The organism is Corynebacterium sp. HMSC061H03 (assembly GCF_001838215.1).
Classification (GTDB): Bacteria; Actinomycetota; Actinomycetes; order Mycobacteriales; family Mycobacteriaceae; genus Corynebacterium; species Corynebacterium jeikeium_D.
This window is the reverse complement of the sequence record NZ_KV836050.1, coordinates 38,060-52,636: the sequence shown is the minus strand read 5'-3', so window position 1 is coordinate 52,636 and position 14,577 is coordinate 38,060. Positions and strand designations below refer to the sequence as shown.

Genomic DNA, 14,577 nt, shown 5'->3' with positions numbered 1-14,577 from the left:
GATAGAAAAATCCCCACCGAGCTCAACACTCGATGGGGATTATTTTGCGCCAAAAGACTAGCGGCGCTCCTTGATGCGTGCAGCCTTACCGCGCAGGTTGCGCAGGTAGTACAGCTTCGCACGGCGAACGTCGCCCTTGAAGACAACGCGAATCTCGTCGATGTTCGGGGAGTGCACCGGGAAGGTACGCTCAACAGCGATACCGAAGGATACCTTGCGGACGGTGAAGGTCTCGCGGACGCCGCCGCCCTGACGACGGATAACGACGCCCTTGAAGACCTGAATACGCTCGGTCTTACCCTCGACAATCTTTACGTCGACCTCGACGGTGTCACCAGCGCGGAACTCCGGAATGTCGTCGCGCAGGTATGCTGCATCAACCTTGTCAAGAATGTTCATGGAAACTTATTCCTTTACTTTTTGCATAGACAGAGGACCCTGGCGGCGCTTTCCCACAGAGGGACGCTCGGCCGGTTCATGCCCGAAACAGGTAAAGCTGCCTATAAAGACAACCTGGAAATTATTACACACCCCCTGGTCAGAAACCAAACTCATCCATGTTCGGCGGGTCTTGCGGGTCTTGGGGAGCTTCCGAGTCTTGGGGGTCTTGCGGGTTGGGAGTATCGGTGTCTTCTCCCCTGCGCGCTTCCTCGACCAGCTTCCGTGATTGCTCTATCAGCTCCTGGCGATACTCGTTATATTCTGCCAGCGCCTGCGTCATCCGCAGTCCCCGTTTGTCGAAAGTGTAGCGCCCGTGCCCGGCAAGCGGCCCGTCTTCCAGGCTCACCGCCTTTTTGCCCGTGCTTGACGACGTCCACAGTTCCACCCCATCCCGATCACGTGCAACATTCCACAGACCAGCTGTTTTCATGTTGTGGTGCCGGCGGCAGAGGCAGTGGAGGTTCGGCGTTTCTGTTGCCCCGCCCTCCTCTGGGTGCTCTTTGTCGTACGGCTCAATATGGTCAATGTCGCAGAGCTCCGCGGGTACATCACACCCCGGAAAGCGACACGTTCCGTCCCGACCTTTAACGAAGGCTCTCTGACTTTCGGTTGGGGCGTAGCCCTCCGCGGTTTCGTCGGCAAGCATACGAATATGCGTGACCTTATCAATCCACGCCTGCGTAGCTAACTGCGAGATCCAGCCAACGCCGCCAAGCCAGGCGGTGCGGGGACGCTCCTCTGTGGCAGGACAGTATAGGTTGAGTACGATTTTTGCCTCGGCGGTGCCGCGGATGAGGTGTGTCAAAGCTTCGACTCGAGTGCAGCCAGCTGAGCTGGAGATGGACTCGAGGGTGGTTTTGAATTCGAGAGCGCGGGTCTTTTCCAGCTCCATAAAAACTTCCGCGAAGTTGTCGCTCTCTTCAAAACCGATACTCTCTCCTACTATTTCGCGTTCTCCTGCAGGAAGCAGCGGATCGACATCACCCGGAAGGTTTTTGGGGCGAAGCTGAGGTTCAATTTCTTCGATAACCCGTTGCAGGAATTTATGTAGGCTGCGAACTCCCCGGAGTGCCTCGCCATGCTTTCGGGGAATGACAAAGCGGGCAATTTCTTCTTCAACAGCTGCACGCACCTCTGGATCGTGGAGCGGCGCTGTCGCGCGAGCAATGGTGATCAGATGCGCAAAGGGCAAATGAGCTCGAGCTTTAATAAAGGCACCCAGCCGGGGCATACGCGCTAACTGAATGCCGACCTCTACATACTCGAGCGCCTTACCGCGGGAAATACCCAACTCGGGTGCGATTTCAGCAATGTATGCATCCACATCAATCTCAAGCGACTTCGGCGTGCAACCGCAAGCTATACCCAGTTCCAGGCGATTGCGTTGGATACCCGCCACCGCCAACTGGTTCGTGGATGACTCGTGGAAAAACTGCGGCGCTTCAGGCAGCAGAGCCGCTTGGTAAACATCGGACGGTTGTTTGGCCGGACTATCTTTTTCAGACATTGTTCCCCCAAAGCCCCAACCCCGCTCAGTGTCGATAACCAGTGAATACCACTAGCCCAACGCCAAGAAGAGAAGCTCAAGCACTTTGTTCTTGATGCCTCCATTTTAGCACACCCATTCGATTGCGCAACCCCTTTAATAAAACTTTTTCGCTTGTACATTCGAGTGAATTGTTGAGCGTGTTATCAAATGTCACGAGGTGCATCTTCTGGCGAAACTCCGCGCACACTAAGACGGCACGCTACAACCGCTCGCTACAACGTCACGCTGATACAGCACTCCAATAACGACCGCTGCCGACCGTTGCTACAAAGCCCCCCCCAACTGCTAGATTGTCTCCATGCAGCAGATTCCACGCTTTGACCCCTGGATTGTTCGAGGAACAATCATCGCCCCGTGCGTTCTGGCGATTGCACAGCTTCTGTGGGTAATTGCCATTTCCGACCGACTACCGGAGCAGTTAGCAACGCATTGGAGCGGTAGCGGCACTCCCAACGGTTTCATGCCGCCAATTCAAAGCACATTGATTATGGCCATCATCGTCATCGCATGTGCGCAGATCGGTTGGCTCGGTGCAAAGACCAGCACGCCGCTTGTCGTGCGCAAGCCAATTGCAATAACCAACCTCGCCCTCTGCGGCTTCTTAATCGGCATTGAATTCGCGATTATCATCCCGCAGATCGGCACGACGGACCCTACGACCGCCCGAATCGGCTGGATCTATGCAATAGCCGGCGTCATCATCGGCCTAGTAGCGGCCCTGCTCGTGACGCGCCGCCTCAAGGACTACTCCTCGCTTACCGACGCCACGGTCACCGAGCCGACATCGCCACAGTTGCCCCATCGAGAAGGAGCCCCGACTCCCATCGATGTCAGTGTGACCATCTCTAAGGGGGTCAAGGTCACCCTCGCAGTCTGGTGCGTGGTGTCTGTAGCGCTCGCAGTGTTCCTGCCAAGCCTCGGCATTGTTTTTCTGCTGTGCACGCCGCTATTCCTCATCGCATATGAAACCGGCATGACACTAGACACGGACCCGAAGACAGATTCCATTACCGTTTTTAACGGCTGTGGACCGCTGAAGATGAAACACCCCATTGAGCTTCGAACCATCAAATATGCGAAGCCGGCCACTTATAACTGGGCCGACGGTGGCGGTATTGGGCTTCGACTTGGCAATGATGGCCGCATCACCGTGGCGGCACGGTCAGGCGAGGCAGTCAAGATTGAGACCTCGGGGTCCGATTACACCATCGTCGTACCGGATGGAATGGCTGCGGCTGTCGCGGGTGAGATCAACAGCCGCATCGACGCTATGCGCCAATAGGCTATGCGCTAACAGATCAAGCGCTAAAAGATCAAGCGCTAAAAGCCTGCCCTGCGCAGCGCGTCAGCCATGGAACCGCCGCCTCCACCACGGTTGGCTCCACCGCGCTTCTTATTCTGGGAACCACGCTTTCGGCCGCCTCCACGGCCTTCTCCGCGACCGCCGTCACGCTTTGGCTTGGTATCCGAGGCGTCGTCGTCAAGCCTGAGCGATAGACCGATGCGGTTGCGTTCGACGTCAACGTCGAGAACCTTCACCTTGACCACCTCGCCCGAGCGGACGACCTCGTGTGGGTCGGAGACGAAACCGCGGGCCATGTTGGAGACGTGGACGAGGCCGTCCTGGTGGACTCCGACATCGACGAAGGCACCGAAGGCCGCGACGTTGGTGACGGTGCCCTCGAGAATCATGCCGGGCTGAAGATCGGAGACCTTCTCCACGCCTTCCTTGAAGGTGGCGGTGACGAACTCGGGACGCGGATCGCGGCCGGGCTTGTCCAGCTCGGTTAAGATGTCCTGGACGGTGGGCAGGCCGATGCCGGCGGACTCGTCGACGAAGTCTGCAGCACGCACCTTGGACAAGACGCGGGAGTTGCCGATGAGCTCCTGGACACTAACGCCGGTCGACGCGGCGATGGCATCGACGACGCGGTAGGACTCCGGGTGCACGGCGGAGGCATCCAGCGGGTTGTTAGCGCCGTGGATGCGCAGGAAGCCGGCGCACTGCTCGAAGGCCTTCGGGCCAAGACGCGGAACCTTCAGCAGCTCCTTGCGGGAGGTGAAAGCGCCGTTTTCGTCTCGGTAAGCGACGATGTTGTCCGCAACAGTCGAGGACACGCCAGCAACGCGACCGAGCAGCGGCGCGGAGGCGGTGTTGACCTCGACGCCGACAGCGTTGACGGCATCCTCAACCACGGCATCGAGAGAGTGCTCGAGCTTGGTCTGGGAAACGTCGTGCTGGTACTGGCCGACACCGATGGACTTCGGATCGATTTTGACGAGTTCAGCAAGCGGGTCCTGCAGGCGGCGGGCAATCGATACGGCACCGCGGAGAGATACATCCATGTCCGGGAACTCAGCTGCTGCCAGGGACGATGCGGAGTAGACGGAAGCACCGGCCTCAGAAACCACCACAGGGGTCGGCTTCTTGCCACCGGCCTGAGCTATCAGGTCAGCGATTTCGCGGGCCAGGGTTTCGGTCTCGCGGGAAGCGGTGCCGTTGCCGATGGCCATGAGCTCCACGCGGTGCGTGGCGCAGAGAGTGGCCAGTTGCTCCTTGGCGCCGGACCAGTCATTGCGCGGCTGGTGCGGGTAGACGATGGCAGTGTCGAGCACCTTGCCAGTGGAGTCGACAACGGCGCACTTAACACCATTGCGGTATCCCGGGTCCAGGCCGAGAGTGGCGCGCTGGCCAGCCGGTGCGGCCAGCAGCAGGTCACGCAGGTTACGGGCGAAGACATCCACGGCTTCGGCCTCGGCACGCTCCTTCAGTCGAGTGCGGGCATCGAGGGCAGCGGACACCTCCAACTTGGTGCGCCAACCGAAACGAACGGCCTGGTCAATCCACTTGGAGGCACCGCCGTCGGGAAGCTCAAAGGCCTCACGAATCATGTGTTCGTAGGTCTCATCCTCACCCGCATCGATGTTAAGAGTCAGGATGCCCTCGGCCTCACCGCGAAGCACGGCCAGTACACGGTGGCTAGGCATGGTGTCCAGAGGTTCGTTGTGCTCGAAGTAGTCACGGTACTTCGCACCCGCAGTCTCCTTGCCCTCCACCACGGCAGCGGCGGCGGAACCGGAGGACCACACCTGCTCACGGACAGAGCCAACCAAATCAGCATCGGTAGCGAAGCGATCGACCAAAATGGCACGGGCACCGGTCAGAGCGTCCTTCGCATCCTTGCCAGCTGCCTCGCCGTACTTAGTGGCTAGAGTCTCGGGGTCCGCGGCGGGGTCGGCCAGTAGCTCCTCCACCAGCGGTTCGTACCCGGCCTCACGCGCAATATCGGCCTTGGTCTTGCGCTTCTTCTTGTACGGCAGGTAGAGATCCTCCAGCCGTGCCTTGGTATCGCAGGCGAGGATGGCGGCCTTGAGATCGTCGTTAAGCTTTCCCTGCTCTTCGATAGCGGCGAGAATCGTTTGCTTGCGCTCTTCTAGTTCGCGCAGGTAGACGACGCGTTCCTCGATGAAACGCAGCTGTGTGTCATCGAGTCCGCCGGTTACTTCCTTGCGATAGCGGGCGATGAAAGGCACGGTGTTGCCTTCGTCGAGAAGCTTGATAGCGGCGGCGACGGCACTTTCGGCAACGTCCGCACCAGTGGCGGCGAGTTCTCGGGCAATTACTGATGAAATCACCCGGGCAACTTTACTATCGTGGAAGTACCAATTGGCGAACGCCCCACAGAAGGCTCGCAGTAAACACCGGAAAAGGAGCCCCATGAAGCAAAAACTCTGTGCCGAATACCTGCGCATCTCCGACGAGGAGGCAGCGCGGTTAGTTGAGGTCGCAGCACCTGCGGCAACCAGCGACGGCGGCACGGCGGGGCTTGTTAACGACGGCGCGGAGAAGATTATCCTGCAGCACTTCGTCGACGTTCCGGACGAAGACGCCCTGGACATCGACACGGACTGGGAGTCCCTGCTGCGCACGTTGACCGGCAATCCCATCGACGGCCAAGCACTCGGCGACCCGCTGGCGGAGGCCATCCTCGGCGCCGACCGCGTCTGCCGCAAGCCGCTGTCTGCAGTCATCCGCGCCGATCGCGTCGGCGACGTGCACCAGACGCTGGCAAGCATCGATCTTGCCGCCCGCATCACGGACAATGGTTCGCTTATCGACGAAGCCACTGCGACACAGCGGTACCGCGAACTCGTGGCCTTCTACGAGGAGACTAAGGCAGCGCGTAGCGCCGTGCTCGTGGCCATCTCCTAAGAACTAGCAGCGCAACTGCTAAGCCGATAACTCCGGCGATGAGGCCGCCGATAACATCGGTAAGCCAGTGCGCCCCGACCCACACGCGCGACAGTGCCACAGCGCCGATAAGCGCGATGATGGCCAGGTCGAGCAGCTTGCGGGCTGTGCGGCGCAATACGGGGATGGCAAGCTGCATCGCGGCCATACCGCTGGAAGTAACCGCTGCCACATGTGCAGAAGGAAACGCCGCGTCATGTAGGTTGACCAGCGAGAACTCCTCACCCGGTCGGTCGCGGTCCAAAAACCACTTCATGGCATAAGTCACCGCAATCGACGAACCGAATGACGCCGGCAGTAGCAACGCCCACGCACGGAAGCGGAACCACAGGAGTGCCGCAGCAACAAGCGTGACCGGCGCGATGTAAATCGGCCGGATAATCTCGCTCAAAGCCAGCATCAAACTATCGACGCGGCCATCCCGCGCCCCATGCAGGTCACTGACCCAGCCCGCAAACGACTGATCCACGCTCCCCGCCAGCTGCGTCTGAGTGAACCACGCCAGTGCACCTAGGACAGCTAACCAACCAATGACATGCCGGGGTCGCGCAATTCGAACACGTGCCACTAGCAGTTCTCCTCGGTTACTTCCCCAATGACTCCTTGGATTATTTCCCGGTCACGGGCGCTGAGGTCGACGTCGGCAAGCAAATCGGGACGACGTTCGGCCGTGCGGATGAGTGACTGGTCGCGCCGCCAACGGTCCACCAGCGCGTGATTGCCGCTGAGGAGAACGTCCGGCACTGCCAGTCCACGCCACTCGCGCGGCTTGGTGTAGGACGGCCCTTCGAGCAGACCGTCAGAGAAAGAGTCCTCCTCGTGGCTTTTGCGATTGCCCAACACACCCGGGATCAACCGCACGACGGACTCCGCAATCACCAGCACCGCCACCTCCCCGCCGATCAGCACATAGTCCCCAATAGAGACCTCACGCACGCGGTAACGATTAGCGGCATCATCAATAACTCGCTGGTCAATGCCCTCGTAGCGCCCGCACGCGAACACAATGTGCTCCTCGTGTGAGAACTCCTGCGCCATCTGCTGCGTAAACGGCTCGCCCGCCGGGGTCGGGACGATCAGCAGGGGCTTCGCTGAATCTTCTTCGCTTAACGACGGCACTTCCGCTGCAGCATAGGAAGATTCCTCGGCCAAACCCAATTTCTGATCATGGCGGACATTGTCCAAATGTGGCACCGCGGACGTGAGCGACTGCTCCGCTTTCAGCGCCGCTACCTCGTCGAGGGCGGGACCCCAGACATCCGGCTTCATAACCATGCCGGGGCCACCGCCGTAGGGTGAGTCATCCACGGCCTGGTGTACACCTGGCGCCCAGTCGCGCAGGTTGTGTACGCCGACGCTCAAAATGCCCTGCTCAATTGCCTTGCCCAGCAACGCATGACGCAGTGGCTCGAGGTACTCCGGGAAGATTGTGACTACATCGAGACGTAAGCTCACAGCTCCAACAGTCCTTCCGGCGGGGTGATGGTGACAGTAGAATTCTCAAGGTCAACTTCCGGAACAATTTCGTCTACCAGGGGGATAAGAACCTCCCGGGCGCCGTCGTCAAGCGTGACTTCAAGGAGACGGTGAGCGGGTGCGCGGACGATAGAAGTGACCTCGCCGATATCGGTGCCGTTGTGGACAACGCGCAGGCCTTCGAGTTCAAAGTCATAAAAATCCTCGTCTTCGAAGACGGGCTCGGCATAAAACTTCATGCCCCGATAACGCTCGGCCTCATTGCGGCCCGGAATCTCCTCGAAGCGAACCAGCAGACGGCCCTGGTGCGGACGCGCCGTTTTCACAGTCAGCTGTTCTTCACGGCCCGCCTGTACACCCAACAGCGTGGTTCCGACTGCGAAACGCCCTTCCGGGTCATCCGTTGTTGCATCAACGACGACTTCCCCGCGCACACCGTGGGGCTTAATCACTCGGCCAATAAGCACCATGTCAGCTACCGACACGCGCACACTCCCTCTCCTATAAAGGCTCTGTAAAACACCCGCGTAAAGCAAAAAAGGCGCCACCCAACACTTCGTCTTGAAGTATAAGGTAGCGCCCGGATTAGCTAAGCGGCGTACTCAGCGTCCTTATTACTCGGCGTCCTCGGAAGCCTCGGACTCAGCAGCCTCAGCCTCGGCAGCCTTTGCGGCCTCCTCAGCTTCCTTAGCAGCCTTAGCTGCTTCCTTGGCCTCGCGGCGCTTAGCGGTGATGGCCTCAGCGGACGGGCCGTTGTTAGCCTCTTCCAGAGCCTTGTTGAACAGCTCGAGCTTGGTCGGCTTCGGCTCAGCAACCTTCAGAGTGCCCTCTGCACCCTCGAGGCCCTTGAACTTCTGCCAGTCGCCGGTGACCTTCAGCAGAGCCAGAACCGGCTCGGTCGGCTGTGCACCGACGCCCAGCCAGTACTGAACGCGCTCGGAGTCAATCTTGATGATTGACGGCTCTTCCTTCGGCTGGTAGATGCCCAGGTTCTCAATGACCGCACCGTTGCGACGGGTACGAGCATCAGCAACGACAACGCGGTACTGAGCAGTACGAATCTTACCCAGGCGCTGCAGCTTAATCTTGACTGCCATGAGGAGTTCCTCTTTCTTCTATGTCACTGGACAATACTTATGCATCCGAGCTCACCAGTAATTACTAACGAAGTGCCTCGGACCGGTTTTGCCCTTGGGATATTTACACTGCGCGTGACCACCGGGCGGCCGTGGCCGGATCCGATGAATTCGCAGTCGTGCCTCAGCTGAGGATTCTCATTGAGACAACTCGAGGTATGTTACCAGCAGTTTTTGGAAATTAACAAAACCGCGCACTCGAAACACTGCATACCCACTAAAGCTGAACGTCGTTGACCGTGCGGTAACGTAACATTCTATGAAAACCACCGGCACCCAGTATAGGTATGACTTGGACGGACTACGGGGCATTTCGATTGCCCTCGTAGTCCTTTTCCACGTTTACGTCGGTCGCGTTTCCGGTGGTGTGGACGTATTCCTCTTGCTCTCCGGGTTTTTCTTCTTCGGCGCGCAGTACCGCAATGCCATCAACCCCAGGCAGTCCATCAATCCATGGTGGAGTATCTGGCGCACGCTGCGTCGCCTAATCCCGACACTGGTGCTGGTCCTCTTCGCGACAACCCTGTTTGTCATTTACTTCATTCCATCGCTTCGCACCATTGACATTGCCCAGCAACTCCGCGCCAGCCTGCTCTACTACCAAAATTATGAACTGGCAATCCAGGGCTCGGACTACGCTGCCGCAGAGAGCGAAACTTCCCCACTGCAGCACCTGTGGTCAATGTCGGTACAGGGTCAGTTTTATCTCGGCTCCATTTTGCTCATCTCCCTACTCGCATGGATGACGCGCTCACCCCAAATTGTCGGCGCGGTTACCTCACCGGTGGAGGCGAAGCGCACCGACGCTACCGGCGGTAAACTCCGCCGAATCCTCACTCCGTTGCTGGCAGTTATCACTCTCGGCTCGCTTGCCTATGCCTTCTATATGCACTCCGAGAACCAGGGGTGGAACTACTACTCCACTGTCAGCCGACTCTGGGAGCTCTGCCTCGGCGCACTACTCGGACTGATTCTTGTCCGGGGCTCCGTCCCCATGCCCAAGCCTCTTCGAGTGCTGTTAGCAGGCATCGGCCTCGCACTGGTGGTCTCCACCGGTTTCATCTTCGACGGCGCCGCGCAGTTCCCAGGCCCTTGGACCCTGTGGCCGCTCGGTGGTGCTGCGCTGATTATTGTCGCCGGCCCTGAGGCGGGTTGGATCTCCAAGTTCCTGGCCAGCCGTCCAATGCGCGAGGTAGGCCAGAGCGCCTACGCGCTCTACCTGTGGCACTGGCCTCTTCTTATCCTGGCCATAAACTACCTCAACCGCGATACTCCGGGGCTGAAGCTTGGCACCGCAGTGATTGTCGTTTCCTTCATTTTGGCCAAGCTCACCAACAAGTATGTCGAGCTGCCACTGGCCCAATCGACTCGCCGACCGACCCGGACTCAGCCCGTCGTCGGCGATGCAATCCACGCAATTAAGCATCGTCGCCCGGCTCGCCGACTAGCGGTAGTCGGCACTGTTGTCGTCATTGCGTTGGTCGGCATGTCCAGCCTTGTCAACGTGCAACAGGTACGCGTCGATCGCGCCTCCGCCATCAGACTGGATCCAGAGGTCTACCCAGGTGCACTCGCGCTTACCGACGGGTACGAGGTCCCCAAGGCAGCCACAAAGCCGAATACCGATTTCATCACGGACCTTTGGCCGGAACCCGCCCTCGATGGCTGCCTTGCGACAGGCGGTGAGGATGTCGGATACTTCCCACCAAATCGCCGTTGGCGCGATGAGACCCAGCCGTGTGTCTACGGCGATCCGGATGCTAGTGAATCGATTGTCATCATCGGTGGCTCGCACATGGAACATTGGTTTGCCCCGATTGATGCCTACGGCAAAAACAACGGGTACCGAGTGGTGGTTCTCCTCCGACAGGGCTGTCCAGCGACCTTAGAACCGATCCACGGAGTCGGCGATATCTGCGTGGCTTGGACTTTCGAGGCTCTGCAGAAAATCGACGAGATTCAGCCAGAGATGGTTTTCACCACTTCAACCAGACCCTTGTTCCAGGCGGACCCACCGCAGCCGGGCGACTACACACCGGATGGCTACGTGTCGTTTTTCGCTGCGCTACAAGAACGCGGAATTGATTTCTTCGCCATCCGCGATAACCCATGGGCACTACGAAAGGACTTGAGCCAATTCTCCCCCAGCGTGTGCGAAGATGCGGAAGAAGATTGCACTATCCACCGCAAAACTGCCCTATATGCAGAAAATCCCGCTGAGGAGATTCTTGCGAACTTCCCCAACGGGCACAGTCTAGATTTTTCCGACATCTTCTGCGGTCCGACCACCTGCCGTAAGGTTATCGGCAATATCTACGTCTACCGCGACAGCAATCACATCACCGATGAACTAGCGGCCACTTTCAGCCCTGAAATGGACCGCCAGATTCAGAAGGCCTTGCGGGACTAGCTACTTCTAGTCCCTGCTACTTCTTGCCCTGCCCGAAGTCGAGATTGTTGAGGTCAAAGTCCTCCATACCTTCTGGCAGCTGGTTACCCATCTGCTTCTGCAGCTTCTGCAGTTCAGCCATGCTAGGCATACCCGGCATGCCCTGCATACCTGGCATTCCGCCACCGCGCATTGCCTTCGGTGGCGTCGGCCCCCGGTTAGCGCCCTTGCGCTTATTCTTCCCCTTACCCTTTCGACCACGCTTAGCCTTGCGGTTCGATGGGCGACCACCGCCCATACCAAATCGGCCGGCCATCTGCGCCATCATCTTCCGCGCCTCATTGAAGCGTTCGATAAGCTGGTTAACCTCCGAAACAGACACACCGGAACCGTTGGCGATGCGACGGCGTCGTGAAGCGTTCAGAATCTTTGGATTCTCGCGCTCTTCCGGAGTCATACCGCGAATAATCGCCTCGATGCGGTCAAGCTGCTTTTCATCGACCATTTCCGCAGCCTTGGACATTTCCGCGCCGCCGGGGAGCATCTTGAGGATATTGCCGATTGGGCCCATCTTGCGGACCATCATCATCTGCTCGAGGAAGTCCTCGAGAGTGAGCTCGCCGGAGCCAATCTTCTGGGCAGACTTTGCAGCCTGCTCATGATCGATTTCCTTGGAAGCGACCTCAACCAAAGTCTTCAGGTCACCCATGCCCAGGATGCGGCTGGCCATGCGGTCTGGGTGGAAGACGTCAAAGTCCTCCAACTTCTCGCCCGTGGAGGCGAACAGAATCGGCTTGCCGGTGACCTCACGGATAGACAGTGCAGCACCACCACGCGCGTCACCATCGAGCTTGGTCAGCACAACGCCAGTGAAGTCAACGCCGTCTCGGAAGGCCTTGGCGGTCTCTACCGCGTCCTGGCCAATCATGGAGTCGATGACAAACAGAACTTCATGCGGGTTGATGGCATCGCGAATATCGCGGGCCTGTTTCATCAAAACCTCATCGATACCCAGGCGACCTGCGGTATCGATAATCACCACGTCATGGCGGTGCTGGCGCGCATAAGCGAGGCCGCGGAATGCGGCGTCAACTGGGTTGTCCTCGCTGGTGCCCATTTCATGGGTGGAATCGAGGCTGGTTCCCAGGAACGGCGCGAAGCATGGCACGCCTGCACGCTCAGCTACAATTTCCAGCTGCTGCACCGCTCCAGGACGCTGCAGGTCACAGGCGACGAGAACTGGGGTGTGCCCCTGATCCGTGAGATACCTGGCCAATTTACCGGCCAAGGTGGTCTTACCAGCGCCCTGCAGACCGGCCAGCATGATGACTGTTGGTGGCTGCTTCGACATATTGAGACGTCGAGTCTCGCCACCGAGGATGTTAATCAGTTCCTCATTGACGACCTCAATAATCTGGTTGGCCGGGTTGACCGTCTGGCTACCAATAATTTCGTTAGCGCGTTCCTTGATGCGCTTGATGAAGGTACGGACAACCTCGAGGGAGACATCGGCTTCCAGAAGAGCCAGCCGAATCTCGCGGGCGGTGGCGTTAATATCCGCCTCGGTCAGGCGACCCTTCCCGCCCAGCCCCCGCAGGGCACCCGTCAAACGATCGGAAAGAGACTCAAACAAGTTTCCAGCTCCCCTTTTGCCTTATCTTTTCTTAACTGTTCTACCGTACCCGCTGCATACTCCGTTTGGCACATATCTGCGGCTTCACCTGTCGACAACAATTGCATCCCATCCACCCTAAACACCCCGATTCGGGTGTAACCAATAGGAAGTAGAAATCGGCAATAGAGTGAAGCTCTTTTATTCTCGGGAACGTTAAATTACTATTCGTTATTTTAACGTGACAATTAAGCACGACCTAAGACAGGGTTGTCCCACTGCATAAAGAACGTTTACACAACCTATCTACCGCCAGGTAGATAACAGACAAGTAACGCCAATAGCCAACTTTTACTAAGGACGATCCTAGTGCACGCCCCCCCCCGAAATGGTGCAAGCCAAATTGCAAACCGGCAGTATTACAGCAGGTCAAAGTGTGCCACTACATACCTAGAGTTATCCCTATAACTACTTCCAATGCCATGCATATATCAACCAGTTTACGGTTAGCCATGAACCTAGTTAACCGCAGTTGGCCTGGTTTTATTTTCCGCCGTGCACGATGAGGGATGAACGGCGAAATCATATTCATCGGTCTCTGACCGTTTGACTCCTCGGGAGGTTTTCATGAAGAAATTCACTACGACTATCGCCGCCGCCTTCTCCGCCAGCATGATTGCAAGCGCAGGCATCGCTACTGCACAGATTCCGGCCCCAATGCCGACCGAGTGCCCCGCCGGCCAGCACTTTGAAAACGTCGACGGCACTTTCCAATGCGTTGCAGACCAGCCTGAGCAGGATTCCACTGACGGAATTCCGGCCCCAATGCCGGACAAGTGCCCAGACGGCCAGCACTTTGAAAACGTCGGCGGAACCTTCCAGTGCGTCGCGGACAAGGAAGCCCCTAAGCCTGAAACGCCGGGCAACAATGAGTCCCAGCCCGGTGACCTCGGAAACCCAGGTATTTCTGATAAGCAGTGCCCGGAGGGCGAGCACTTCGACATGAGCAAGCCAGTTCCGGGCAACCCGAACGTCTTCGGTGCCTGCGTCAAGGACGAGACGAAGCCGGATACTGACAAGCCTGGCAAGGACAAGCCGGATACTGACAAGCCAGGCAAGGACGGCAAACCGGGCAAGGACGGTAAGGACGGTAAGCCAGGTAAGGACGGTAAGGACGGCAAACCGGGCAAGGACGGCAAGGATGTCAAGGTAAACGTTGACATCAAGATCTCTGCTGAGTGCAAGAACGACAACAAGTGCACGAAGGAAGAGAAGAAGGCCAAGGAAAAGGCTGAGAAGAAGGCGTCCGAGTCCAAGAAGACGACCTCTTCCGAGAACGTAAAGAAGGTCTCAGACTCCAAGAAGTCTGAGCAGAATAACTCTGAATCCAAGAAGGCTTCTTCCACTCAGAGCACTGGCCTAGCAGCCACCGGCGTTGACGCCACCACCCTGGGCGGAGCCGCTCTGGTTCTTCTGGTCGGCGGTGTCGCTGCTACCCGCATCGCCCGCAAGAACCGCTAAGAAGCTTAGGGTTCTACCCCGCTAGCGAAACGTAAACTGCTCCTGATGCCAATTCAGCATCGGGAGCATTTTTGCGTGTCATATCTTCGAAACGTTATAACTCCTATAGCTCGAACCATAAACCGCACAGATACCGATTTTTTACCAAACCGCTACGCCCCACCCGCCTTTCGCCACCCCGACACGATTAGGAAGCACCAT

12 protein-coding genes are annotated in these 14,577 nt (G+C 58.1%); 4 read left to right on the top strand and 8 right to left on the bottom strand.

All coding sequences use genetic code 11. The annotated features are described in order from the left end of the window. Positions 1–57: 57 nt before the first annotated feature. Positions 58–399 (bottom strand): 50S ribosomal protein L19, encoded by a 342-nt coding sequence (gene rplS, locus HMPREF2787_RS01715; protein WP_048761860.1) that lies wholly within the window; start codon positions 397–399, stop codon positions 58–60. Positions 400–538: 139 nt separating this feature from the next. Beyond that, entirely contained in the window at positions 539–1,948 is a 1,410-nt protein-coding gene (locus HMPREF2787_RS01710) for an HNH endonuclease signature motif containing protein (protein WP_070603819.1), read from the bottom strand. Between the two features lie 340 nt (positions 1,949–2,288). Between HMPREF2787_RS01710 and HMPREF2787_RS01705 the strand changes: the two genes are divergently transcribed. Further along, positions 2,289–3,272, top strand: a complete 984-nt coding sequence (locus tag HMPREF2787_RS01705) for a DUF1648 domain-containing protein (protein WP_048735516.1) — start codon at positions 2,289–2,291, stop codon at positions 3,270–3,272. A 38-nt stretch (positions 3,273–3,310) separates the two neighbouring features. Here the strand turns inward: HMPREF2787_RS01705 and HMPREF2787_RS01700 are convergent, their stop codons facing one another. After that, positions 3,311–5,626, bottom strand: a complete 2,316-nt coding sequence (locus HMPREF2787_RS01700) for a Tex family protein (RefSeq protein ID WP_070546684.1) — start codon at positions 5,624–5,626, stop codon at positions 3,311–3,313. An 82-nt stretch (positions 5,627–5,708) separates the two neighbouring features. On the opposite strand from HMPREF2787_RS01700, the gene HMPREF2787_RS01695 reads away from it, so the two are divergent. Then, complete coding sequence (locus tag HMPREF2787_RS01695) at positions 5,709–6,203, top strand: DUF1877 family protein (RefSeq protein ID WP_016422552.1); 495 nt, start codon at positions 5,709–5,711, stop codon at positions 6,201–6,203. Here HMPREF2787_RS01695 and HMPREF2787_RS01690 read toward each other — a convergent pair. The 4 genes from HMPREF2787_RS01690 to rpsP all read right to left on the bottom strand — a co-directional run bounded on the left by HMPREF2787_RS01690 (position 6,163) and on the right by rpsP (position 8,815). Further along, entirely contained in the window at positions 6,163–6,810 is a 648-nt protein-coding gene (locus HMPREF2787_RS01690; protein ID WP_070546686.1) for a phosphatase PAP2 family protein, read from the bottom strand. The genes HMPREF2787_RS01695 and HMPREF2787_RS01690 overlap by 41 nt on opposite strands. Next, on the bottom strand, positions 6,810–7,697 hold the full coding sequence (gene trmD / locus HMPREF2787_RS01685; protein WP_069358773.1) for a tRNA (guanosine(37)-N1)-methyltransferase TrmD: 888 nt from the start codon (positions 7,695–7,697) through the stop codon (positions 6,810–6,812). Before trmD ends, HMPREF2787_RS01690 begins: the two co-directional genes overlap by 1 nt. Further along, positions 7,694–8,188, bottom strand: a complete 495-nt coding sequence (rimM, locus tag HMPREF2787_RS01680) for a ribosome maturation factor RimM (protein WP_070858272.1) — start codon at positions 8,186–8,188, stop codon at positions 7,694–7,696. Before rimM ends, trmD begins: the two co-directional genes overlap by 4 nt. A gap of 144 nt (positions 8,189–8,332) precedes the next feature. Further along, the gene (rpsP, locus tag HMPREF2787_RS01675; protein WP_038628648.1) at positions 8,333–8,815 is read right to left on the bottom strand and encodes a 30S ribosomal protein S16; all 483 of its coding nucleotides are present in this window, start codon (positions 8,813–8,815) and stop codon (positions 8,333–8,335) included. A gap of 298 nt (positions 8,816–9,113) precedes the next feature. On the opposite strand from rpsP, the gene HMPREF2787_RS01670 reads away from it, so the two are divergent. Further along, a complete protein-coding gene (locus HMPREF2787_RS01670) occupies positions 9,114–11,264 on the top strand; it encodes an acyltransferase family protein (protein ID WP_070858203.1) in 2,151 nt (716 codons plus the stop codon). A 16-nt stretch (positions 11,265–11,280) separates the two neighbouring features. On the opposite strand, the gene ffh is transcribed toward HMPREF2787_RS01670, so the two are convergent. Beyond that, positions 11,281–12,876: a signal recognition particle protein gene (gene ffh / locus HMPREF2787_RS01665; RefSeq protein ID WP_070858202.1), complete on the bottom strand. Its 1,596-nt coding sequence runs from the start codon at positions 12,874–12,876 to the stop codon at positions 11,281–11,283. 606 nt (positions 12,877–13,482) lie between these two features. Here ffh and HMPREF2787_RS11370 point away from each other — a divergent pair. Then, complete coding sequence (locus tag HMPREF2787_RS11370; protein ID WP_070858201.1) at positions 13,483–14,376, top strand: collagen-like domain-containing protein; 894 nt, start codon at positions 13,483–13,485, stop codon at positions 14,374–14,376. Positions 14,377–14,577 lie beyond the last annotated feature (201 nt).

Coding starts and splice junctions, on each gene's coding strand:
- rplS (WP_048761860.1), bottom strand. CDS start 399: ATGAACATTCTTGACAAGGTTGATGCAGCATACCTGCGCGACGACATT.
- HMPREF2787_RS11370 (WP_070858201.1), top strand. CDS start 13,483: ATGAAGAAATTCACTACGACTATCGCCGCCGCCTTCTCCGCCAGCATG.
- HMPREF2787_RS01695 (WP_016422552.1), top strand. CDS start 5,709: ATGAAGCAAAAACTCTGTGCCGAATACCTGCGCATCTCCGACGAGGAG.
- HMPREF2787_RS01710 (WP_070603819.1), bottom strand. CDS start 1,948: ATGTCTGAAAAAGATAGTCCGGCCAAACAACCGTCCGATGTTTACCAA.
- rpsP (WP_038628648.1), bottom strand. CDS start 8,815: ATGGCAGTCAAGATTAAGCTGCAGCGCCTGGGTAAGATTCGTACTGCT.
- HMPREF2787_RS01705 (WP_048735516.1), top strand. CDS start 2,289: ATGCAGCAGATTCCACGCTTTGACCCCTGGATTGTTCGAGGAACAATC.
- rimM (WP_070858272.1), bottom strand. CDS start 8,188: ATGGTGCTTATTGGCCGAGTGATTAAGCCCCACGGTGTGCGCGGGGAA.
- HMPREF2787_RS01670 (WP_070858203.1), top strand. CDS start 9,114: ATGAAAACCACCGGCACCCAGTATAGGTATGACTTGGACGGACTACGG.